This window comes from Pseudomonas sp. R4-15, from assembly GCF_055768815.1.
Map to the genome: position 1 here is coordinate 1 of NZ_JBVTKW010000002.1, position 20,698 is coordinate 20,698.

Consider the following 20,698-nt stretch of genomic DNA (forward strand, 5'->3'; position numbering starts at 1 on the left):
AAGCCGCTCAAAGCGGCTTGTTGGGGCGTTCCTGGGCGCCTGGCCCCTGCCCGTTCCCGGGCAGCGGCGACGGTGCGGCAGTTAGATAAACTCGATGTTCTCGACCAGGGCCACCAGGCCATAGTCCTCGACCACATAGGCCTCATTCACCGACTGGAAGTCGTTCACCTGGTCAGTGCCTGGCTCCTCCTGGATGAAGCGGCGCAGCGTGGTCTTCTGGTAGTAGATCGAGAGGTTGCGCAGGGTAGTGACCAGCAGCTTGGCGTCCGGGAAGAACGGCGCGTCACGATGCGGGATACCGCCGACCAGGCCGGTGGAAAGGATGCGGTTCAATGCCAGCTCGCGGGTGTTGTCCGTGGCGTCCGCGACATTGCCCAGGGACTTGGTGTGCAGCAGGTCGCGGTCGATCAGCACGACCAGGTCAGGCCGCTTACGATGGTGCGGGGCCAGCATCTGCACGGCGGCATAGACCAGCCCGTCAAGGTTCGGGTAGTCACCAGTCGCGCCAATCGTGACTTTGCCCGCCGTGGCGCCGGAGGTCTTCACCTGGCCCGGGGCCTTGGTGCGGATCTTCTCCAGCCAGCCAATATTGACGTCCTGGAGCAGCGGGAAGGCATCGCGGTCGGTATCCTCGGCAGCATGGGTGCCGTTGAAGCCAATCATGAGGCGGTCGAGCGCCTGACGCTCGCCAATGGCCTGGTCAATGCGCTGCTCGAAGTCAGGGAACTGTGCCCAGCCATCAAGCATGCTGAAGGGCAGGGCCACGTCGAATTCCGTCTTCTCACAGCGGTAGCTGTTCTCTTCAGCCAGGTCTACCGCGTGCCGTGGCGTACGCGGCCCCAGGTCGGTATTGGTGCGGCCGGCGATGGGGGCGCCAATGGAGATGCCGACAGCCTGCCCATCGGGGGAAGTGACGCCCACCATGTTGATGTCCTTCAGCAGCGCGTGCGACTCCTGGGCGGTAGCCACGGCGCGCTGCTCAACAGCAGGCACTGCGGTGAAGGTGTGGGCCGCGTTCGACACACCATTCTCGGCGGCTGTCTTTTCGCGGTAGGCGTTGAAGCGTTTGCGGGTATCGTTCTGCATGGGTTGCTCCTGGTCGGCGTGGATTACTGGTTGTTGGGATGGCGGACGGACTTGCCGCCGCTCTGCTCAAGGCGGGCCATTTCCATTCCGTTCTGCGGGACGATCTCCCCGCTGATGGTCGGAGGCACATGGATGCCGTCCAGGAGAGGCGCAGGGATGGCGGCGACCTGGCTCGCGGCCTTGCCTACCAGGTTGGTGAAGTCGTCACCGCCAAGGTCGCGCAGCTCGCGCAGCACTTCGCCAAGGCCCTCGGTGGCCAACAGCGCCGCGATACGCTCCTCGCGGTAGCGCCCCCGCAGTCCAGTACAGGCCGCGCTGACCGCAGACCTGGCCCGGGCAATCTGCACGACAATTTCCCCGTGCAACTCCTCGCGCACGCTGGCAGTGCGGCGGTACTTCTCCGCTTCCATCTTCAGTTGCACGCTGCGCTCAACCTCCTGGTTGATCTTGCGTTGGTCGGCGTGCCGCGCCTTGGCCATGTCCTTCCAGGATGCGTTGGCCTGTTCTGCCTCGGCCTCCAGCGCCTGGGCAGCCTGGGTCAGGCGGTTGGTCTCCTGGACGGTGGCCTGGTAGGTCTCCTGGATCTCGACATAGGCGCGGCGCGCCTCGGTGAATTTGTCGTGCTGTTCCTGGAACGTGGGCGACAGATCAGCCGGGGTTTGGGGGGTGGTGTGCATGGGCATTTCCTCTCGGGTCAGTAGCCCTGTCCGATCTTCGGCAGGGGGAGTTTGTAAACGGTGTTTCCGCGCAACAGGCGGTGCGGGACGTTGAGGTTTTTCAGGGCCGCGCCGGCCTCCAACTGCTGGGCGCGGGTCGGCTTGTCGTAGCCCAGGTGCAACAGCACTTGGGTTGCGGTCAGTTCGGTGGTCGGCTTGACGTTGAGGTCAAAGCGCAGGGGCAGCAGCTCCTCGATGGGGCTGATTTCGCGGAATTGCCCGTTGGCCCTGTCGAGCTGCTCCTGCTCGTCCTGGGTCAGGTGCCATTGCTCGCCCTGGAGGTAGAACTGCGCGTAGACCTGGGCCCACACCTGCTGCATATCCAGCCCGTGGGCGTGCTCGATGCGCTGGCAGCGCAGCACCCAGAAACGGCTGTTGCCGGTGGCGTCCTTCAGGAAGCGGTCAGAGTTGACCGAGGCGAAGAACACGGTGCGACGCGGATACTCGCTGTCCACCCGGTCATAGGGGCGGCGCATGCGGTCTGAGGTCTGGGTGATGAAGGCCTTCAGCGACTCCATGTCGCGGCGCAGCGTCGCCTCCAGCTCGCCCAGCTCGACCAGCCAGTGAGAAACGGCGGTCACGATGCAGTCACGGTTCTGCGCGTCCAGGTGCATACCCTCACGGATCAGGTGGCGCAGCTCCTGGGGCACCAGAGCCCGAAACCATGAGGTCTTGCCGAGGTTCTGCGCCCCCTGGAGGGTCAGCACGCCTTTGCACCAGAAGCCGGAGGGCTTCATGACGGCCGCCACGGCGGCAATCAGCCAGCGGCGTAGCAGCACGTCGCGCAGCGCCGTGTCCTCGGCCTCGATGGTGGCGAAGAACGCCGGCAGGCGGTCGCGGCCGTCCCATTGCTTGGCGCGGATCCACTCGCCCACAGGGGAGAAAGCGTTGCGGTCGGCAATCGCCTTGACGTACTCGCCCAGGCTTTCGCGTGGCATCGAGTGACGCGCCGCGATGCTGGCCAGCACGGCCAGGGAGGTGTTCGCTCGGTTGTCGGCGGTACCGCCCAGCCCGGGCACGTCCAGCTCCACCGTCTTGGAGACCAGGTTGTAGCGGGCGCGCACCTGGTGCGCCTGCATGAGCGCCTCCAGGTTCTCGATGGTGTTCAGCGGGCGGTTCTTGGCGCTGAGGTCAGGGAAGTCCACCCAGCCAGGGGCCGGGATGCTCGCCACGTTGTCCGCCTGTTGGGCCAGTGCCTCGGCAACCGCCTCAAGTCCATGCTCGGCGGCGTGGTCATTCCAGTCGGTGCCCACGGCTGGAGGCATGGCCATCGGCAGCCCCGTCTCCTGGGCTCCCTTCTCTCCCGCGCCCTGCGGGTCATTGTCGGCAGCCACCCCGCGCAACTGGCCGGCAAGCGCACGGCTTACCGGTGCCAGATTGCCCGCGCTGAAGGCCACCACCACAGCCGCCCCGGTGGCCGCCCGTACCGTTGCCCCAGTGGCGTAGCCCTCGACCAGCCAGGCTTCGCCCTCGCCCTCGATCCGGCAGAAAGTGCCCTTGACGCGCCCGCCCATGATGAAGCGCTTGCGCCCCTTGGCGTCGATGCGCTGGAGGTTCCACAGACGGCCTTCGGCGTCCTGCATCGGCAGCAACAGCTCGCCGCGGCGAACCACCGTCACGCCGTCCTTCCACTCGCCGTCCTCAGCGCTCCAGAGCCTGGCCACCAGGTCAGCCGTCGCCACCTTAAGGCCGTAATTCTCCACGCCCTTGGCGCTCAGGTACGGGTGCGGCTTGGATGCTGCGGACGCGCTCCAGGCCTGCGCGGCGGCGGCCGCTGCTGCCTCCCGGCCCTGCTTGCGGCATTCCTCGTTGGTGGCCTTTCGGGTCGCTGCCTCAGCCGCTGCCTGGGCAACCTTCTCGGCATAGCGGCTGCGCTGCTCGCTGCTCGATCCGCTCGATTGGCCAGCGCCCTGGAAGTCACTCCAGGCCAGGTCGCGAGGCTTCCAGTAGCGCTTCGGCTCGCCTGCCTTGAAGCTGCCGAAGGTCACGCATGGCCAGGCCGTGCCGTCCTTGTCCTGCTCGATGTGTGCCCGGTAGTAGTGTTTCTGGCTGTCGCCGCCTTCCAGCCCCGGCAGGTAGTGCCGTTCGCCATCCAGCAGAGGCAGAGCATCGAGCTTGGCGCCAACCTCGGCCGCTGCCAGTTGCGCGTCCTGGAAGAAATCCGCCAGGGCATCCGCAGGCCCCGCCCAGCGCCGTGCACAGTAGTCCAGGAAGGGCGCCGTCATGCTTTCGCCCTCCGCACGCCAGCCTTCCAGCGCGCCAGGTCGCCAAAGGTCTCCACCCACTTCGGCGCGCCGATTGGCCGCCCGGGGATCATCAGCTCAGCGCCCCGCGAGATGGCCACCATATCAGCCCGGCGCCCGCCTTCTTCGGTGTTGTCACCGGCCACCACCAGGCGGCCGCTTGATCCGATCAGGCTGCGCGCCTGGAAGGCTACAGTGCCCAGGTTGTCCAGGCTGAGGCACGCCCACGCGGTCATGCCCATGTGATGCAGCGCCACAGCGCTGGCCCAATCAACCGTCACAGCCAGGGCCTGCCCTTGCTGATAACGCCCTGTCGGCACCGAGCAGCCGGCAGGCGCGCCCCCAACGGTCACGCTCGGCTTGGTGATGTCCCAAGGGATCAGCCTCACGCCCTGGAAGGCACCGCGTACGCACAAGGGCAGGATCAGCGCCCCCTGGCGGGATTGCCGGAGCTGCATCGGGGCAATGCGATGGTGGATCAGGTAGGGGTGCTGCGGATCCGGCCGGCGCCCGGCCTGCCAGATAGCCCACGCTCGGCGGGAGTCTCGCGAGAAAGTCATGGCGTCACCCCCGGCTCAACTGGGCAGATCCAGGTGATGGCCCCGGCAAGGGCCTCCAGTTGGCGGAGCTGTTCCTGACCTTGTGCAGTGGTGGGGACAATGGCGCCCACGGCTGCCAGGGCAGACACACGGATGGCCAGCTCGTGCAGCGCCTTCATGGTCTGATTACCCAGGGCGAAGGCCTGGCTTTTCTCGTCCTGGTCGAAGTTCGGAGCTCCCTGCATCGAGCGCAGGCACTGCTCCAGGCGAGCCAGCAGACCGGCCTCGACATCAGGCCAATGGCGGGCAGGGGCGCTACGGCGAAGGCGCGCCACAACCTCGTCCAGGCGCTCGCCGGGGTATTGGTTCAGCAGGTAGCTGTCGGCCACCTGGACGCCCATGGTGACTACGTTCTGGCTGGCAGCGCAGGGGAGGCTCACGGCCGGGCGGCCGTAGGCTTCCGGCACCTGGCAGCAGGTGTTTTTTTTGCGGTTGGCGGTTTTTCCTTGGTGCACAGCCGCCCCCGCCATATCCTGTTGGCTCTTCATGGGTGTTGTCCTCTAGGCCCCACCGGGCTGTCCTCCCGGTGGGGCTTTTCATTGGCGGGTTAGCAGTCGGCCAGGATGTAATCGACCTTCGGGGGCTGCTCGCTGAAGGTCAGCGCGCCAGGGAGCTTTCCGCCGTGCGCGGCGCCGTGGACGACACAACAGCCGAACGTCTTGGCCTCTGTACGTCCCTGGGCGCCGTGCTCAAGTGCTCGCAGCACGTCGTTTACTTCGGAAAGCGCAAGGGACACTTGCTGGCCCTTGATGGTGAGTTGGATCTGCATGGCGATTCCTCGTTGATTGGCTGGTCGCGTCCCCCGACAACCCAGGCCAGTGCGGCGCGCAGGTATCAGCGCGCCGCCCGCTTTCGCGTTCGGCTGTCGCGTTGCTCGATCCGGTTCTTGATCCAGGCGTCCACCTCGGACTCAAGCCAGGCCACGGCCTGGCGTCCGATAGGGATGGGCGACGGGAAATCACCCGCTGCGGTCATTTCGTAGAGGGTCGAAGAAGAGAGCCCCACCCTGGAGAGCACCTCCGGGCGGCGGATCAATCTGGCGGGTGAGGCTGGGGCTTGGGCCGTCATGGCTCGGGCTCCTTCGGAATGGTTCGGAACAGTTCCGACTATCCGGGAGCCCTGGAGGGTTTTCATCAAGCAGAGGTTGTAGCGCGGGCTCCTACAACACGCGGTCACTCAAACAGGCTTTTCCTTGTTGACAGGCTTTAGTTCAACGGGGGCTGAGGCCGCCCAGCCACAGCCATTCCTGGCACATTCGGCGTAGGCCACGAAGACGAACGGGTCAGCGGTGGCCACCAACTGCTTATGCAGTCGCTCGCCACAGTCCGGGCAGCAATCAGGCTTGATGCCGGGAGAGGCGGGAATCTGATGCTTCTGTGAGGGGCTGATCGGCAAGCGAATCAGAGGGTTTTTCTGACTCGGCACCTTCAAACGGTAGACAATCTCCTCATATCCCTTGAAGGTCGCGCTACAGAGGATGTAGGTGCACTGGTAGAAAGTCTCTGTGCAGATCGGCCCTTGCTTGCGGCTCGTGCGCCTGTGCAGCAGAGCACCGCAGTCCGGGCACTGCCGCTGACGTGACTCAGCCAGAGAGGGTGCATAGAAGTGGTCTTCTACCCGCTCCATGCTCACGCCTCCGGCAGGCTGTCTACATAGGCCTTCAGCAGATCCTTGACGGTCTTGCCCTGTTTGGCGGCGTAGACCTTCAGCTTGGTGTGCGCGTCGCGCTCCAGGTCGAAGTTCACCCGCACGGTGGCGGCCTTGTCGGCCAGGCTGGCCAGAGTTGCGGCGCTGGAGGCCTTGGCGCTCGGGCGGCCGGCGCTGAGTGTTCCGGTGGTTTTGCTCATAGTCTCAAATCCTCATTAACTCATTAACTCATACACTCAACCGAGCGCGGCCATAATCTCGGCGGCAAGTGCACGAATCTCGGCAGCAGCATCGCCGGCCGGTTCAGCATCGAGCACCGTGCTGCCTGATGCGGCCGTGCCCGGGTAAACCACCCTCTGAATCACCCGCGTGTCGAGCACCGGCAGGCCGTACCCCTCAAGGGCTGCGCTGACCTCGGCGCCGATCTTGGTGCCCTTGATCGCCCTGGAGACGACGAAAGCGGCGCGCAGGCGCCCGTCCGTTATCTCGATGCGTTGCTTGACCAGCTCCACCAGGTCAGCGGTGGCCCAGATGTCATACGGCGACGGTTGCACCGGGATCAGCACGAAGTCAGCCGCCTTGATGGCCGAGACGGCCAGGTCAGCCGCCTGGGGCGCGCCGTCGATGACCACCACGTCTTTCTTCGCCAGGTTCTTCAGGTCACGCTCGATGGTCGGGCGGTCGATGCCGACCACCGTAACCGGCTGGTCTTCGCGCACCGCTGCCCAGTCGCGGGCGCTGCCTTGCGGATCCGAATCGACCAGGAGCACGTCCTGCCCGTCGAGCTGGATCGCCCGCGCAAGGTGGGTGGCAATGGTTGTCTTGCCCGCCCCGCCCTTCTGGTTGAGCACTGCAATCACTTTCATGGTGTGGCCTCCAAAGGTTCCGCTTGAGGTTATAGCGCATAAACTCAAAACCTTAAAGGCTCAAAAACTCATAAGCTCAAACGCCAGGCAAGAGCCCGCCCCGGCTTCGCCGGAAAATGCTGCGCCCTGCGGGCGCGGACTCTTTACCTGGGCGCCGGCCCATAGTCCCGCGTCGGCTCTGTTCGCTGGCGTTGGCGTTGCGGTTGGCTCGCCTCGCGGCGCGCCACCTCGGCCAGGATCTCGGCGGCCTGCTCGCGACTGGTACCGGCATGCCCCGGTGAGTGGTCGAGCAGCGCGCCGACCGTCTCGGACATACTGCGGCCGTGTTCGGCTACGGCTTCGCGGACTGTTTCCTGCTCGACCTTGCCCCAGTCCACCGACCGCCAGCGCCCAGCAGCCTCCTCGATGGCACGCACGCCACGGCGAGCAAACACCAAGGCAGCGCCTGCCGCCTTCCTCGCCAGCTCAGCCAGCGCCTCGGCGCGGCGCTTTGCCTCGGCCGCAATCCAGTTCTCACGCCGCTGGTTGGCAGCCTGTGCGGCCAGGGCCTGTTGCTGCTCAGGGGTGAGGCCGTCCAGGAACAGCGCCCGCAGGTCGGCGAGCCGGGCCCGTTCGGCCTCCAGCTGCGCCCTGGCTTCGCGTAACGCCTGATCCTTAGCCTTGGCCGTCTTGGCCATCTCGACCGCCCGGCGCTTCTCCAGGGCCGCCGTGGCGCCTGCTGTGATGGCTGGGCCGTAGTAGGCCTGCACGGCTCGCGTCAGCCGCTCGGCTACCTGCTCGGGGCTTTCCACGGTCTTGGTCAGCAACCGCTTCTCCAGCACCTTGGGCTGAAGCGTCTCCGCGTTCAGGCGTCCGTGCTTGAAATCTGGGCGGTTCAGCGCCTGGTAATACTGGCGAATGCTCGTATGCGTGGCCTTGCTGCCCTCGATGCCACGCTCCAGGCCCACCGCTGCGCCCACCCTGGAAGCGAAATCCGTCTGCATGGCCGAGAGCTTCGCTTTGCCACCTAGGAACTGCTTGGCGTTCAGCTTGCCGGCGCTATCGAGAGGCACCACATAGCCGACCAGGTGAGGGCTGGTCTCGTCACGATGGATCGACCAGGCCACCAGGTTCTCGGCGCCGTGTCGCTCCTGGAGCCACTTCACCGCGCCGGCAAAGTAGGCGTCAGCATCGCCGCCGCTGTCGAAGAACTCAGGACTGGCACCCACGAAATACTCCACGCACAGCACGGCGTCTTTACGGTGCTTCTCGGGAATGCGGGCGCGAATGGCAGCACGCACGGTGGCCGGATCAGATCCGCCGTGGTGCTCGTTGAGGGAGGCCCTGGACGGGTCAGCGTTCGGGGTCTCGCGTGTCCGGTAGGTGTGCGATAAGGAGCCGGCAATCTCCCCCATGCTCTTGAGCTTGGCTGTTCGCAGAATGGCGTAGGGCATACCATCAGCGTGCAGGTGGAGCAAAAGCCAGCGCAAGCCCTGGAGCGAAGCGGGAAGGGCGTAGAGCGGGAGCGGCGTAGGGTGTACTCACTACACCTTGTTCCAAGGTTCGTTCGCCCCGCTGGGCAAAAGCCAAGCCGCGACCATCGGCGGCCGCGAAAGGGCGAAATCCGCTAAACTGACGCTGAACACACCATAGGCCCGACCATGAGCGCACAACTGTCACCCATCGTTTCCGAGTTCAGCACCGAGGCTGAAGCGGCAAGCTATGACCGCTGGTACCGCCGCAAGGTCGAGGCCTCGCTAGCCGATCAGCGCCCGAGCGTGGCGCATGACCAGGTGATGAGCGAAGCAGCCGCCATCATCGAGGCAGCAGAAAAGAAGATTGCCCGGAGCAAGTCGTGACAGCCAACTGGCCACGTCTCGACTGATCCGGATACCGCCCCATGCTGCCCATCCTCTGGCGTGCCACCGCACGCGAAGACCTCGCTGAAATCATCGGCTATATCGCTGAGCGCAATCCCACAGCAGCACGCTCGATGCTTGCCCAGCTGGAGAGCGCAATCATTCCAGCAGCAGAGCACCCCTACCTGTACCGGCCTGGCCGAGTACCAGGGACACGGGAAGTAGTCGCACACCCTAACTACGTCCTGGTCTATCGGGTGACAGCTGCAAGCATCGAGGTCTTGAACGTCCTTCATGCTCGCCAGGAATACCCCTAGGGCAAGAGCCGGGCTGTTCAAGATAACGGACAGAAGAGCCAGAGCGGCAGGCAAAAGGAAGTCGGCCAAAGGCCTCCCCGGTCGCGCTTGCCTGTCTTTTCGCTGCGCTTCAAGACAGGCAAGCCCTCCCGGCCTAAACCAGGAAGATTCGCCTTGCCGCCCACTATCGGTAGGGTTTGCACCCCTGCCCCCTCTGCGCGTTGGGCGGACACTCCCTAGGCCTGCTGCACTGACCGGCTCTTGCCCTGCTGGGCGGCCGCCTCGGCGTTTTTAACGTGGTGCCGGTCTAAACCCCTTACCCACCGTCAGTGCCCCCAGGTTGCGAGCCTGGGAAGGCATGGAGCGCGTCGCACGCTTGGCCGTATGCAGAGAATCCCCGTTCGGCCAGATCGCCACAACAGGGGGGTAACAAGCTCTTGAAGTCCAACCCCCCCCGCTACGCCTACGAAAGCGCCGCAGTGACAACCATCGGTTTCGGGGGTGAGGTGGTAGACAGCACGATTTTTGTGCTACAGAATTATCTACCGGTCTCGTTCCCAGCCGCCAAGCACAGGATTCCCCGAGACCTCGGGTCAGCGCGCCGGCAAGCGCCACTGACCACTTCAAAGCCCGCTTACGCGGGCTTTGTCGTATTTCCAGCAAAGATATTGTGCTGCCAGGCACTTAGCAAGCACCGCTTTCGCACAACTCCAGCGTCAAGCCGCCCAGGCAGGGCCAGGGCGAATCGCCAATTCCTTAAAACCCCATAAGCAGCAGGCAAACTTCCGGGCGCACTGGAAAGGTGCGACATATTGTCGCACCCGTACCCAATCAGACATCGAGCAGCGCATTCAGCCGCTCGACCTGGTCGCGCTCATCGTCCTTGATCCACTTGCCGTAATGCCTCCAAATCATCGCTGTAGACGTGTGCCCCATCTGCTCAGCGACCCACTCGACATTGACCCCGCCGCTGGTCAGCAATTGGCTGGCAAACGTGTGGCGGCATTGATTCGGCCCCCGATAACGCACGCCCGCCGTCTTGAGGTGGCCCGCCCAGAACTGGTTGCGGTACTGGTCGGCGTCCCTGAAGGGCTCACCATTGGGCGCGAGGAAAACGAAGGTCAGCGCACGGTGCTTGATCGTCCGGTTGTCCCGATCAACCACGCCGACAGTCACCGGGGGGAGCTGGCCGGTCAGGGCGTGCTGGCGGCGCAGAGCCTCCAGGGCAGGCCGTAACAGCTTCAGTCTGCGCTTTGATCGCCTGGTTTTGGTGACCTTGTACTGACGTGATACCAGGGCGCGCTGAAACGTCACTTCGCCGCGCTCCAGGTCTACATCCTCCCAGGCCAGAGCGATGCCCTCAGAAATCCGGGGGCCACTCCAAACCATGAACTCGAAAAGATTCAGCTGGCCGGCGTCCTCGGCATGTGTGCGGAGAATCTGGCGAATCTCCTCACGGCTGAACGGGTCAGGATCCTCGGCATCGGGCTGGCGAATGTAGATACCCTCGGTGGGGTCGTGCGCGTCCTGGTTACGTGTGCGGTAGAGGCGGAACACCTGCCCCATGCAGCTGACCAGCCCCTTGATCGTCTTGTTGTGCAGCTTCGGCATCAGGTCGCTCTGAATCCACTCCTGGAGCTGAATATGGTCAATAGCCGTGACCTCGCGAGCGCCCCACTTTGGCCGCAAATGCACCTCGGCGGCGGTCGTGTAGCTCTTGAAGCTGCTGGCGGCCACCTCGTTTGCCTTGATCTTCAGCCAGGTGTCCAGGTAGGTGCCAAACTGGTTTTCAGTGGCGCGCTTGCTCCAGGGGAAGTAATGGCCATAGTCGAAAGTACCCGCCCGAATATCCTGCTGTAGGATCGGGTCAAGCGACTCCCAGCGGGCAACATTCTCTGGGGTAGCGCCGCCTGGAATGCTCTCGTGAACAGTCTTCCCCTTGTATCGGAAAGCCACCCTTAGGGCCTTGCCGCGAATCTCCAGGCTCATGGCTTAGCCTCCTGCTCGGCCACGTAGGCCAGCGCCTCAGCGCAGCGGCGCAGGTGCTGACGATCACCAGCAGGCAGGCGCCGGTAGTGTCGCAGCAGCAGCTCCTCCTCCTCGGCAGGATCCAGCTCGACAGGCTCAGCAGGAGGGACGGCCTGCGCGGCCGGTGCCGGGGTGAGCGGTTTGCCCTTAGGCACCGGCTGCCAATGCTGGTATTCCAGCGCCTTCAGGGGAGCGTGCGTGTGACCTAGCAGAAGCTGGATATAGCCGGTCAGGTCATCGAGGTCGAATTGCTGGATTGGCTTATTGCCGTAGAGAACGGTGCACAGCATGCCCTCCAGGAAGCGCAGGGAGTCCATGCCCTGCATAACCTCGCGGTAGGTATCTTCGGTCATCAGGTAGCCGCCCTGGGAAGTGCTTGCGCGAGTCATTGGCGCACCTCCACACGGACAGCACCCAGGGCGCGCAGTGATTCGAGGTCGGCCAGGCGCGAGCTGGTCGGCAGTTTCAGTTCGCCCAGCAGCCGGCCGGCATGGCCATAGACGCGGACGGTGGTACTCTTCGTGTGTTGCATGGCGGTCTCCTCAAGTGGTCGCCTGTGACAGACCGGGAAGGCGTTGGCGCGCCCATCGGTCGATTGCTGGGCGGCGTTACAGCGCCGCCCGGCAAGTTTTAATCCTTCGTTGCAGCCTCCCAGCCGATCAACCAGGACACCTTGTCCTCGGCACCGGCCTGGCCCGGTTCGCAGGGGTCGCCCCCTTCGCCAGCGGCGTAGCCGGCCTGGCGGCTGGGCTCATGTATCCATATCGTCTTGCGCTTCCAGCCCTCCTGAGCGCGCCGCTCGATCAGCCGAGCCTGACGCTCGGCCGCCGTCTTGCGTAAAGCCTCTCCGCTGAGCAGGTCACGGGTGTGCTTGTCGTGTTCGTCCTTCACTGGCGCCTCCACAGCGGGCCGTTCTCGGCCAAGTCCAGCGCCCCTTCCAGGGTCGGGCTTTGGCCCCACCAGGTGGAACGATCCCAAGCACCACCATCGAGGCAGCGGACGGTGTATCGCTCGCCGGCAGGGAAGGCCTCGAAGAACGACGCCCGATTCTTCTCCAGGAGCGCTTCCGTCTCTTCCTCGCTGAGTGCACCAGGTTCGCCCTCAGCCCGCCGCTTGGCCTGCCAATTGATGGTGTGCTGCTCGGCCTGGGCCCAGGTGTACCGCACGATGAATGGCCGCTCCCACCACATGGCCATGTGGTGGTGGCTGCGCTCATCGTTCGGGGTGTTGTCGAAGGACTCCGGCAGCAGCGGATTGACCAAGTAACCTTGGGCCAGATCCTCGGCTTCGAAGTGGTGGCCATCTATCAGGAATGGCTTCAGGACGGGGGCGTGCATGGTTTTCTCCTTTGCGTTGTGCTGACGTTATCACAGCGCAAAGGAAAGGCAAGCTCTTTTGAGTATTTGAGCTTATGAGTTTTTGAGTTCTTCGCCTGCTGCCGGCTCAGCGGCGCGCCAGTAGCGCTTGACCGTAGAGAGGCTGAGGCCCGTCGCGGTGGCTGTCTCCTGCTGGGTGAAGTTGCGCAGGCGGCACCGATGCACATGGGCCAGAGCTGGAGATTGCCCAACAGGGCGACCGGCCTTCTTGCCAGAGCGGGCCATGCCCTCGCGGGTGCGCTCGCTGATCCGGTCGCTTTCAAACTGGGCGAAGGCGGCGAGCAGGGTCAGGAACAGTCGGCCAGCGGCTGAGTCCAGATCGCCCGCGCCACCGTCCAGGAGCGTGACGCTGATCCCCTCTGCCTGGAGAAACTCCACCGTCTGGAGAATGTCCGCCGCGTTGCGACCCAGGCGGTCGAGCTTCAGCACTACCAGGCGGTCTCCCGGTTCCATCTTGTTGAGCATGCGCAGGAACACGGGACGCTCCAGGGCAGGCACACGCCCGGAAATCTGCTCCTCGTAGTAACGGTGCCCAGGATCGTATCCGGCCGCTTTCAGCGCCTGGCGTTGGTTGTCGGCGGTCTGCTCTGCTGTCGAGACCCGCGCATAGGCGAAAAGCCTGCTCATGGTGCCCCCTCAAGGTGTCAAAAAAGGTAGGTGCTTGGGGCATGGTATCAATAATCCTGATTTCGTAATTATTGACACCCTGTTTTTTGGGGGTATGCCCTGGTGGCGACCAAGGGCCCTTTTCTGACGCCCTGCCGCAGGCCTGAAAAAGGGCTATGTGGTGGGATCTTGGTGGGGACATCCCACCACACCGCAAAGCCGCGCCGCATCTTGGCTTGCGCTGTTTCGTGGTGGGTGTGGTGGCTTCTTTTCCTCGGACAGGCCGGAGCTATCCCCCTGAAAGCCCCTTTTTAACTTCCCGGTTTCCAACAGTTTTTAAGCCACCACATCCCACCACATGGCCGAAAGCCCCGCCGTTACTGGGCTGGAGCGTGGTGGTTTCTCGGAATAGGAAGCCACCACAAGCCACCACATCCCACCACGGTGTCAAAAACCCCGAAAAAGCCAGGGTGTCAGCCGTGAAAATCCAGCGCCAAGCACCGGCCAGAGTTCGGAGCGGTTCGGGGCGTTTCGGCTCGGTCTGGAGGGTGGTTTTTGGCGGAAATTCGAGACCAAGCCGCCGCGCCCTGAAAAGCCTCAGAAATGCCCCGCAGAAAAGCGGGGGGTGTGCAGGGATTCGCAGGGAAATACACCCCCACACAGGCCCGGCGCAGCCCAGGAACGGCGCTGGCTGGCCGCCTGTGCAGGGGGTGCAGGAAAAACGACAGGTTTAGACCGGAGGCGTGGTGGGGGGACGATTGCGCGCGCCAGGGCCAGCCCTCCCTACCGGGCTCCCGCCCGCCTAGCTTTCGCCCGCTGCGCCGTCTGGCAGCGCGCAGGCGCTGCGCCTGGGCTATCGGCAAGCAATCGGGCGGGCACAAAAAAAGCCGCTCAAAGCGGCTTGTTGGGGCGTTCCTGGGCGCCTGGCCCCTGCCCGTTCCCGGGCAGCGGCGACGGTGCGGCAGTTAGATAAACTCGATGTTCTCGACCAGGGCCACCAGGCCATAGTCCTCGACCACATAGGCCTCATTCACCGACTGGAAGTCGTTCACCTGGTCAGTGCCTGGCTCCTCCTGGATGAAGCGGCGCAGCGTGGTCTTCTGGTAGTAGATCGAGAGGTTGCGCAGGGTAGTGACCAGCAGCTTGGCGTCCGGGAAGAACGGCGCGTCACGATGCGGGATACCGCCGACCAGGCCGGTGGAAAGGATGCGGTTCAATGCCAGCTCGCGGGTGTTGTCCGTGGCGTCCGCGACATTGCCCAGGGACTTGGTGTGCAGCAGGTCGCGGTCGATCAGCACGACCAGGTCAGGCCGCTTACGATGGTGCGGGGCCAGCATCTGCACGGCGGCATAGACCAGCCCGTCAAGGTTCGGGTAGTCACCAGTCGCGCCAATCGTGACTTTGCCCGCCGTGGCGCCGGAGGTCTTCACCTGGCCCGGGGCCTTGGTGCGGATCTTCTCCAGCCAGCCAATATTGACGTCCTGGAGCAGCGGGAAGGCATCGCGGTCGGTATCCTCGGCAGCATGGGTGCCGTTGAAGCCAATCATGAGGCGGTCGAGCGCCTGACGCTCGCCAATGGCCTGGTCAATGCGCTGCTCGAAGTCAGGGAACTGTGCCCAGCCATCAAGCATGCTGAAGGGCAGGGCCACGTCGAATTCCGTCTTCTCACAGCGGTAGCTGTTCTCTTCAGCCAGGTCTACCGCGTGCCGTGGCGTACGCGGCCCCAGGTCGGTATTGGTGCGGCCGGCGATGGGGGCGCCAATGGAGATGCCGACAGCCTGCCCATCGGGGGAAGTGACGCCCACCATGTTGATGTCCTTCAGCAGCGCGTGCGACTCCTGGGCGGTAGCCACGGCGCGCTGCTCAACAGCAGGCACTGCGGTGAAGGTGTGGGCCGCGTTCGACACACCATTCTCGGCGGCTGTCTTTTCGCGGTAGGCGTTGAAGCGTTTGCGGGTATCGTTCTGCATGGGTTGCTCCTGGTCGGCGTGGATTACTGGTTGTTGGGATGGCGGACGGACTTGCCGCCGCTCTGCTCAAGGCGGGCCATTTCCATTCCGTTCTGCGGGACGATCTCCCCGCTGATGGTCGGAGGCACATGGATGCCGTCCAGGAGAGGCGCAGGGATGGCGGCGACCTGGCTCGCGGCCTTGCCTACCAGGTTGGTGAAGTCGTCACCGCCAAGGTCGCGCAGCTCGCGCAGCACTTCGCCAAGGCCCTCGGTGGCCAACAGCGCCGCGATACGCTCCTCGCGGTAGCGCCCCCGCAGTCCAGTACAGGCCGCGCTGACCGCAGACCTGGCCCGGGCAATCTGCACGACAATTTCCCCGTGCAACTCCTCGCGCACGCTGGCAGTGCGGCGGTACTTCTCCGCTTCCATCTTCAGTTGCACGCTGCGCTCAACCTCCTGGTTGATCTTGCGTTGGTCGGCGTGCCGCGCCTTGGCCATGTCCTTCCAGGATGCGTTGGCCTGTTCTGCCTCGGCCTCCAGCGCCTGGGCAGCCTGGGTCAGGCGGTTGGTCTCCTGGACGGTGGCCTGGTAGGTCTCCTGGATCTCGACATAGGCGCGGCGCGCCTCGGTGAATTTGTCGTGCTGTTCCTGGAACGTGGGCGACAGATCAGCCGGGGTTTGGGGGGTGGTGTGCATGGGCATTTCCTCTCGGGTCAGTAGCCCTGTCCGATCTTCGGCAGGGGGAGTTTGTAAACGGTGTTTCCGCGCAACAGGCGGTGCGGGACGTTGAGGTTTTTCAGGGCCGCGCCGGCCTCCAACTGCTGGGCGCGGGTCGGCTTGTCGTAGCCCAGGTGCAACAGCACTTGGGTTGCGGTCAGTTCGGTGGTCGGCTTGACGTTGAGGTCAAAGCGCAGGGGCAGCAGCTCCTCGATGGGGCTGATTTCGCGGAATTGCCCGTTGGCCCTGTCGAGCTGCTCCTGCTCGTCCTGGGTCAGGTGCCATTGCTCGCCCTGGAGGTAGAACTGCGCGTAGACCTGGGCCCACACCTGCTGCATATCCAGCCCGTGGGCGTGCTCGATGCGCTGGCAGCGCAGCACCCAGAAACGGCTGTTGCCGGTGGCGTCCTTCAGGAAGCGGTCAGAGTTGACCGAGGCGAAGAACACGGTGCGACGCGGATACTCGCTGTCCACCCGGTCATAGGGGCGGCGCATGCGGTCTGAGGTCTGGGTGATGAAGGCCTTCAGCGACTCCATGTCGCGGCGCAGCGTCGCCTCCAGCTCGCCCAGCTCGACCAGCCAGTGAGAAACGGCGGTCACGATGCAGTCACGGTTCTGCGCGTCCAGGTGCATACCCTCACGGATCAGGTGGCGCAGCTCCTGGGGCACCAGAGCCCGAAACCATGAGGTCTTGCCGAGGTTCTGCGCCCCCTGGAGGGTCAGCACGCCTTTGCACCAGAAGCCGGAGGGCTTCATGACGGCCGCCACGGCGGCAATCAGCCAGCGGCGTAGCAGCACGTCGCGCAGCGCCGTGTCCTCGGCCTCGATGGTGGCGAAGAACGCCGGCAGGCGGTCGCGGCCGTCCCATTGCTTGGCGCGGATCCACTCGCCCACAGGGGAGAAAGCGTTGCGGTCGGCAATCGCCTTGACGTACTCGCCCAGGCTTTCGCGTGGCATCGAGTGACGCGCCGCGATGCTGGCCAGCACGGCCAGGGAGGTGTTCGCTCGGTTGTCGGCGGTACCGCCCAGCCCGGGCACGTCCAGCTCCACCGTCTTGGAGACCAGGTTGTAGCGGGCGCGCACCTGGTGCGCCTGCATGAGCGCCTCCAGGTTCTCGATGGTGTTCAGCGGGCGGTTCTTGGCGCTGAGGTCAGGGAAGTCCACCCAGCCAGGGGCCGGGATGCTCGCCACGTTGTCCGCCTGTTGGGCCAGTGCCTCGGCAACCGCCTCAAGTCCATGCTCGGCGGCGTGGTCATTCCAGTCGGTGCCCACGGCTGGAGGCATGGCCATCGGCAGCCCCGTCTCCTGGGCTCCCTTCTCTCCCGCGCCCTGCGGGTCATTGTCGGCAGCCACCCCGCGCAACTGGCCGGCAAGCGCACGGCTTACCGGTGCCAGATTGCCCGCGCTGAAGGCCACCACCACAGCCGCCCCGGTGGCCGCCCGTACCGTTGCCCCAGTGGCGTAGCCCTCGACCAGCCAGGCTTCGCCCTCGCCCTCGATCCGGCAGAAAGTGCCCTTGACGCGCCCGCCCATGATGAAGCGCTTGCGCCCCTTGGCGTCGATGCGCTGGAGGTTCCACAGACGGCCTTCGGCGTCCTGCATCGGCAGCAACAGCTCGCCGCGGCGAACCACCGTCACGCCGTCCTTCCACTCGCCGTCCTCAGCGCTCCAGAGCCTGGCCACCAGGTCAGCCGTCGCCACCTTAAGGCCGTAATTCTCCACGCCCTTGGCGCTCAGGTACGGGTGCGGCTTGGATGCTGCGGACGCGCTCCAGGCCTGCGCGGCGGCGGCCGCTGCTGCCTCCCGGCCCTGCTTGCGGCATTCCTCGTTGGTGGCCTTTCGGGTCGCTGCCTCAGCCGCTGCCTGGGCAACCTTCTCGGCATAGCGGCTGCGCTGCTCGCTGCTCGATCCGCTCGATTGGCCAGCGCCCTGGAAGTCACTCCAGGCCAGGTCGCGAGGCTTCCAGTAGCGCTTCGGCTCGCCTGCCTTGAAGCTGCCGAAGGTCACGCATGGCCAGGCCGTGCCGTCCTTGTCCTGCTCGATGTGTGCCCGGTAGTAGTGTTTCTGGCTGTCGCCGCCTTCCAGCCCCGGCAGGTAGTGCCGTTCGCCATCCAGCAGAGGCAGAGCATCGAGCTTGGCGCCAACCTCGGCCGCTGCCAGTTGCGCGTCCTGGAAGAAATCCGCCAGGGCATCCGCAGGCCCCGCCCAGCGCCGTGCACAGTAGTCCAGGAAGGGCGCCGTCATGCTTTCGCCCTCCGCACGCCAGCCTTCCAGCGCGCCAGGTCGCCAAAGGTCTCCACCCACTTCGGCGCGCCGATTGGCCGCCCGGGGATCATCAGCTCAGCGCCCCGCGAGATGGCCACCATATCAGCCCGGCGCCCGCCTTCTTCGGTGTTGTCACCGGCCACCACCAGGCGGCCGCTTGATCCGATCAGGCTGCGCGCCTGGAAGGCTACAGTGCCCAGGTTGTCCAGGCTGAGGCACGCCCACGCGGTCATGCCCATGTGATGCAGCGCCACAGCGCTGGCCCAATCAACCGTCACAGCCAGGGCCTGCCCTTGCTGATAACGCCCTGTCGGCACCGAGCAGCCGGCAGGCGCGCCCCCAACGGTCACGCTCGGCTTGGTGATGTCCCAAGGGATCAGCCTCACGCCCTGGAAGGCACCGCGTACGCACAAGGGCAGGATCAGCGCCCCCTGGCGGGATTGCCGGAGCTGCATCGGGGCAATGCGATGGTGGATCAGGTAGGGGTGCTGCGGATCCGGCCGGCGCCCGGCCTGCCAGATAGCCCACGCTCGGCGGGAGTCTCGCGAGAAAGTCATGGCGTCACCCCCGGCTCAACTGGGCAGATCCAGGTGATGGCCCCGGCAAGGGCCTCCAGTTGGCGGAGCTGTTCCTGACCTTGTGCAGTGGTGGGGACAATGGCGCCCACGGCTGCCAGGGCAGACACACGGATGGCCAGCTCGTGCAGCGCCTTCATGGTCTGATTACCCAGGGCGAAGGCCTGGCTTTTCTCGTCCTGGTCGAAGTTCGGAGCTCCCTGCATCGAGCGCAGGCACTGCTCCAGGCGAGCCAGCAGACCGGCCTCGACATCAGGCCAATGGCGGGCAGGGGCGCTACGGCGAAGGCGCGCCACAACCTCGTCCAGGCGCTCGCCGGGGTATTGGTTCAGCAGGTAGCTGTCGGCCACCTGGACGCCCATGGTGACTACGTTCTGGCTGGCAGCGCAGGGGAGGCTCACGGCCGGGCGGCCGTAGGCTTCCGGCACCTGGCAGCAGGTGTTTTTTTTGCGGTTGGCGGTTTTTCCTTGGTGCACAGCCGCCCCCGCCATATCCTGTTGGCTCTTCATGGGTGTTGTCCTCTAGGCCCCACCGGGCTGTCCTCCCGGTGGGGCTTTTCATTGGCGGGTTAGCAGTCGGCCAGGATGTAATCGACCTTCGGGGGCTGCTCGCTGAAGGTCAGCGCGCCAGGGAGCTTTCCGCCGTGCGCGGCGCCGTGGACGACACAACAGCCGAACGTCTTGGCCTCTGTACGTCCCTGGGCGCCGTGCTCAAGTGCTCGCAGCACGTCGTTTACTTCGGAAAGCGCAAGGGACACTTGCTGGCCCTTGATGGTGAGTTGGATCTGCATGGCGATTCCTCGTTGATTGGCTGGTCGCGTCCCCCGACAACCCAGGCCAGTGCGGCGCGCAGGTATCAGCGCGCCGCCCGCTTTCGCGTTCGGCTGTCGCGTTGCTCGATCCGGTTCTTGATCCAGGCGTCCACCTCGGACTCAAGCCAGGCCACGGCCTGGCGTCCGATAGGGATGGGCGACGGGAAATCACCCGCTGCGGTCATTTCGTAGAGGGTCGAAGAAGAGAGCCCCACCCTGGAGAGCACCTCCGGGCGGCGGATCAATCTGGCGGGTGAGGCTGGGGCTTGGGCCGTCATGGCTCGGGCTCCTTCGGAATGGTTCGGAACAGTTCCGACTATCCGGGAGCCCTGGAGGGTTTTCATCAAGCAGAGGTTGTAGCGCGGGCTCCTACAACACGCGGTCACTCAAACAGGCTTTTCCTTGTTGACAGGCTTTAGTTCAACGGGGGCTGAGGCCGCCCAGCCACAGCCATTCCTGGCACATTCGGCGTAGGCCACGAAGACGAACGGGTCAGCGGTGGCCACCAACTGCTTATGCAGTCGCTCGCCACAGTCCGGGCAGCAATCAGGCTTGATGCCGGGAGAGGCGGGAATCTGATGCTTCTGTGAGGGGCTGATCGGCAAGCGAATCAGAGGGTTTTTCTGACTCGGCACCTTCAAACGGTAGACAATCTCCTCATATCCCTTGAAGGTCGCGCTACAGAGGATGTAGGTGCACTGGTAGAAAGTCTCTGTGCAGATCGGCCCTTGCTTGCGGCTCGTGCGCCTGTGCAGCAGAGCACCGCAGTCCGGGCACTGCCGCTGACGTGACTCAGCCAGAGAGGGTGCATAGAAGTGGTCTTCTACCCGCTCCATGCTCACGCCTCCGGCAGGCTGTCTACATAGGCCTTCAGCAGATCCTTGACGGTCTTGCCCTGTTTGGCGGCGTAGACCTTCAGCTTGGTGTGCGCGTCGCGCTCCAGGTCGAAGTTCACCCGCACGGTGGCGGCCTTGTCGGCCAGGCTGGCCAGAGTTGCGGCGCTGGAGGCCTTGGCGCTCGGGCGGCCGGCGCTGAGTGTTCCGGTGGTTTTGCTCATAGTCTCAAATCCTCATTAACTC

28 protein-coding genes are annotated in these 20,698 nt (G+C 64.7%); 2 read left to right on the forward strand and 26 right to left on the reverse strand.

The features are described from left to right. Positions 1–81 precede the first annotated feature (81 nt). The 11 genes from ACYRGX_RS22285 to mobV form a co-directional block, all read right to left on the reverse strand. The gene (locus ACYRGX_RS22285) at positions 82–1,086 is read right to left on the reverse strand and encodes a phage major capsid protein, P2 family (protein ID WP_473056762.1); all 1,005 of its coding nucleotides are present in this window, start codon (positions 1,084–1,086) and stop codon (positions 82–84) included. 23 nt (positions 1,087–1,109) lie between these two features. Next, positions 1,110–1,763 (reverse strand): hypothetical protein, encoded by a 654-nt coding sequence (locus ACYRGX_RS22290; protein ID WP_473056763.1) that lies wholly within the window; start codon positions 1,761–1,763, stop codon positions 1,110–1,112. 17 nt (positions 1,764–1,780) lie between these two features. Further along, the gene (locus ACYRGX_RS22295; RefSeq protein ID WP_473056764.1) at positions 1,781–4,027 is read right to left on the reverse strand and encodes a VapE domain-containing protein; all 2,247 of its coding nucleotides are present in this window, start codon (positions 4,025–4,027) and stop codon (positions 1,781–1,783) included. After that, positions 4,024–4,605 carry a hypothetical protein gene (locus ACYRGX_RS22300; RefSeq protein ID WP_473056765.1) on the reverse strand — a complete coding sequence of 194 codons (582 nt, stop codon included), beginning with the start codon at positions 4,603–4,605 and terminating at the stop codon, positions 4,024–4,026. Before ACYRGX_RS22300 ends, ACYRGX_RS22295 begins: the two co-directional genes overlap by 4 nt. Then, a complete protein-coding gene (locus ACYRGX_RS22305) occupies positions 4,602–5,132 on the reverse strand; it encodes a hypothetical protein (RefSeq protein WP_473056766.1) in 531 nt (176 codons plus the stop codon). Before ACYRGX_RS22305 ends, ACYRGX_RS22300 begins: the two co-directional genes overlap by 4 nt. A 59-nt stretch (positions 5,133–5,191) precedes the next feature. Next, positions 5,192–5,413 carry a hypothetical protein gene (locus ACYRGX_RS22310; RefSeq protein WP_473056767.1) on the reverse strand — a complete coding sequence of 74 codons (222 nt, stop codon included), beginning with the start codon at positions 5,411–5,413 and terminating at the stop codon, positions 5,192–5,194. A 65-nt stretch (positions 5,414–5,478) separates the two neighbouring features. Next, complete coding sequence (locus tag ACYRGX_RS22315) at positions 5,479–5,712, reverse strand: helix-turn-helix transcriptional regulator (RefSeq protein ID WP_143507863.1); 234 nt, start codon at positions 5,710–5,712, stop codon at positions 5,479–5,481. Between the two features lie 108 nt (positions 5,713–5,820). Beyond that, positions 5,821–6,270, reverse strand: a complete 450-nt coding sequence (locus tag ACYRGX_RS22320; protein WP_473056768.1) for an ogr/Delta-like zinc finger family protein — start codon at positions 6,268–6,270, stop codon at positions 5,821–5,823. A gap of 2 nt (positions 6,271–6,272) precedes the next feature. Continuing rightward, entirely contained in the window at positions 6,273–6,491 is a 219-nt protein-coding gene (locus tag ACYRGX_RS22325) for a plasmid partition protein ParG (RefSeq protein ID WP_143507865.1), read from the reverse strand. Positions 6,492–6,527: 36 nt separating this feature from the next. Then, positions 6,528–7,157 carry a ParA family partition ATPase gene (gene parA / locus ACYRGX_RS22330; RefSeq protein ID WP_143507866.1) on the reverse strand — a complete coding sequence of 210 codons (630 nt, stop codon included), beginning with the start codon at positions 7,155–7,157 and terminating at the stop codon, positions 6,528–6,530. Between the two features lie 143 nt (positions 7,158–7,300). Then, a complete protein-coding gene (mobV, locus tag ACYRGX_RS22335) occupies positions 7,301–8,590 on the reverse strand; it encodes a MobV family relaxase (RefSeq protein ID WP_473056769.1) in 1,290 nt (429 codons plus the stop codon). Positions 8,591–8,797: 207 nt separating this feature from the next. On the opposite strand from mobV, the gene relB reads away from it, so the two are divergent. Both relB and ACYRGX_RS22345 read left to right on the forward strand, forming a co-directional pair. Continuing rightward, positions 8,798–8,995 carry a type II toxin-antitoxin system RelB family antitoxin gene (gene relB, locus ACYRGX_RS22340; RefSeq protein WP_473056770.1) on the forward strand — a complete coding sequence of 66 codons (198 nt, stop codon included), beginning with the start codon at positions 8,798–8,800 and terminating at the stop codon, positions 8,993–8,995. A 41-nt stretch (positions 8,996–9,036) separates the two neighbouring features. Continuing rightward, positions 9,037–9,312 (forward strand): type II toxin-antitoxin system RelE/ParE family toxin, encoded by a 276-nt coding sequence (locus ACYRGX_RS22345; RefSeq protein WP_143507869.1) that lies wholly within the window; start codon positions 9,037–9,039, stop codon positions 9,310–9,312. An 810-nt stretch (positions 9,313–10,122) separates the two neighbouring features. Here ACYRGX_RS22345 and ACYRGX_RS22350 read toward each other — a convergent pair. From ACYRGX_RS22350 to ACYRGX_RS22420, 15 genes are all read right to left on the reverse strand, one after another. Next, entirely contained in the window at positions 10,123–11,280 is a 1,158-nt protein-coding gene (locus ACYRGX_RS22350; RefSeq protein ID WP_473056771.1) for a tyrosine-type recombinase/integrase, read from the reverse strand. Beyond that, a complete protein-coding gene (locus ACYRGX_RS22355; RefSeq protein WP_473056772.1) occupies positions 11,277–11,708 on the reverse strand; it encodes a hypothetical protein in 432 nt (143 codons plus the stop codon). The genes ACYRGX_RS22350 and ACYRGX_RS22355 overlap by 4 nt, the downstream gene beginning before the upstream one ends. Further along, positions 11,705–11,851, reverse strand: a complete 147-nt coding sequence (locus tag ACYRGX_RS22360) for a hypothetical protein (protein WP_473056773.1) — start codon at positions 11,849–11,851, stop codon at positions 11,705–11,707. The genes ACYRGX_RS22355 and ACYRGX_RS22360 overlap by 4 nt, the downstream gene beginning before the upstream one ends. Positions 11,852–11,949: 98 nt before the next feature. Then, complete coding sequence (locus tag ACYRGX_RS22365) at positions 11,950–12,210, reverse strand: hypothetical protein (RefSeq protein ID WP_473056774.1); 261 nt, start codon at positions 12,208–12,210, stop codon at positions 11,950–11,952. Continuing rightward, the gene (locus ACYRGX_RS22370) at positions 12,207–12,656 is read right to left on the reverse strand and encodes a hypothetical protein (RefSeq protein WP_473056775.1); all 450 of its coding nucleotides are present in this window, start codon (positions 12,654–12,656) and stop codon (positions 12,207–12,209) included. The genes ACYRGX_RS22365 and ACYRGX_RS22370 overlap by 4 nt, the downstream gene beginning before the upstream one ends. 72 nt (positions 12,657–12,728) lie before the next feature. Further along, complete coding sequence (locus ACYRGX_RS22375) at positions 12,729–13,322, reverse strand: recombinase family protein (protein ID WP_473056776.1); 594 nt, start codon at positions 13,320–13,322, stop codon at positions 12,729–12,731. 944 nt (positions 13,323–14,266) lie between these two features. Beyond that, positions 14,267–15,271 (reverse strand): phage major capsid protein, P2 family, encoded by a 1,005-nt coding sequence (locus ACYRGX_RS22380; RefSeq protein WP_473056762.1) that lies wholly within the window; start codon positions 15,269–15,271, stop codon positions 14,267–14,269. 23 nt (positions 15,272–15,294) lie between these two features. Continuing rightward, positions 15,295–15,948 (reverse strand): hypothetical protein, encoded by a 654-nt coding sequence (locus ACYRGX_RS22385; protein WP_473056763.1) that lies wholly within the window; start codon positions 15,946–15,948, stop codon positions 15,295–15,297. Between the two features lie 17 nt (positions 15,949–15,965). Continuing rightward, a complete protein-coding gene (locus ACYRGX_RS22390) occupies positions 15,966–18,212 on the reverse strand; it encodes a VapE domain-containing protein (protein WP_473056764.1) in 2,247 nt (748 codons plus the stop codon). Beyond that, positions 18,209–18,790: a hypothetical protein gene (locus ACYRGX_RS22395; protein WP_473056765.1), complete on the reverse strand. Its 582-nt coding sequence runs from the start codon at positions 18,788–18,790 to the stop codon at positions 18,209–18,211. The genes ACYRGX_RS22390 and ACYRGX_RS22395 overlap by 4 nt, the downstream gene beginning before the upstream one ends. Then, entirely contained in the window at positions 18,787–19,317 is a 531-nt protein-coding gene (locus ACYRGX_RS22400) for a hypothetical protein (RefSeq protein WP_473056766.1), read from the reverse strand. Before ACYRGX_RS22400 ends, ACYRGX_RS22395 begins: the two co-directional genes overlap by 4 nt. 59 nt (positions 19,318–19,376) lie before the next feature. Beyond that, the gene (locus ACYRGX_RS22405; protein ID WP_473056767.1) at positions 19,377–19,598 is read right to left on the reverse strand and encodes a hypothetical protein; all 222 of its coding nucleotides are present in this window, start codon (positions 19,596–19,598) and stop codon (positions 19,377–19,379) included. A gap of 65 nt (positions 19,599–19,663) precedes the next feature. Beyond that, complete coding sequence (locus tag ACYRGX_RS22410; protein ID WP_143507863.1) at positions 19,664–19,897, reverse strand: helix-turn-helix transcriptional regulator; 234 nt, start codon at positions 19,895–19,897, stop codon at positions 19,664–19,666. A gap of 108 nt (positions 19,898–20,005) precedes the next feature. Continuing rightward, positions 20,006–20,455, reverse strand: a complete 450-nt coding sequence (locus ACYRGX_RS22415; protein ID WP_473056768.1) for an ogr/Delta-like zinc finger family protein — start codon at positions 20,453–20,455, stop codon at positions 20,006–20,008. A gap of 2 nt (positions 20,456–20,457) precedes the next feature. Further along, the gene (locus ACYRGX_RS22420) at positions 20,458–20,676 is read right to left on the reverse strand and encodes a plasmid partition protein ParG (RefSeq protein ID WP_143507865.1); all 219 of its coding nucleotides are present in this window, start codon (positions 20,674–20,676) and stop codon (positions 20,458–20,460) included. Between the last annotated feature and the right edge of the window lie 22 nt (positions 20,677–20,698).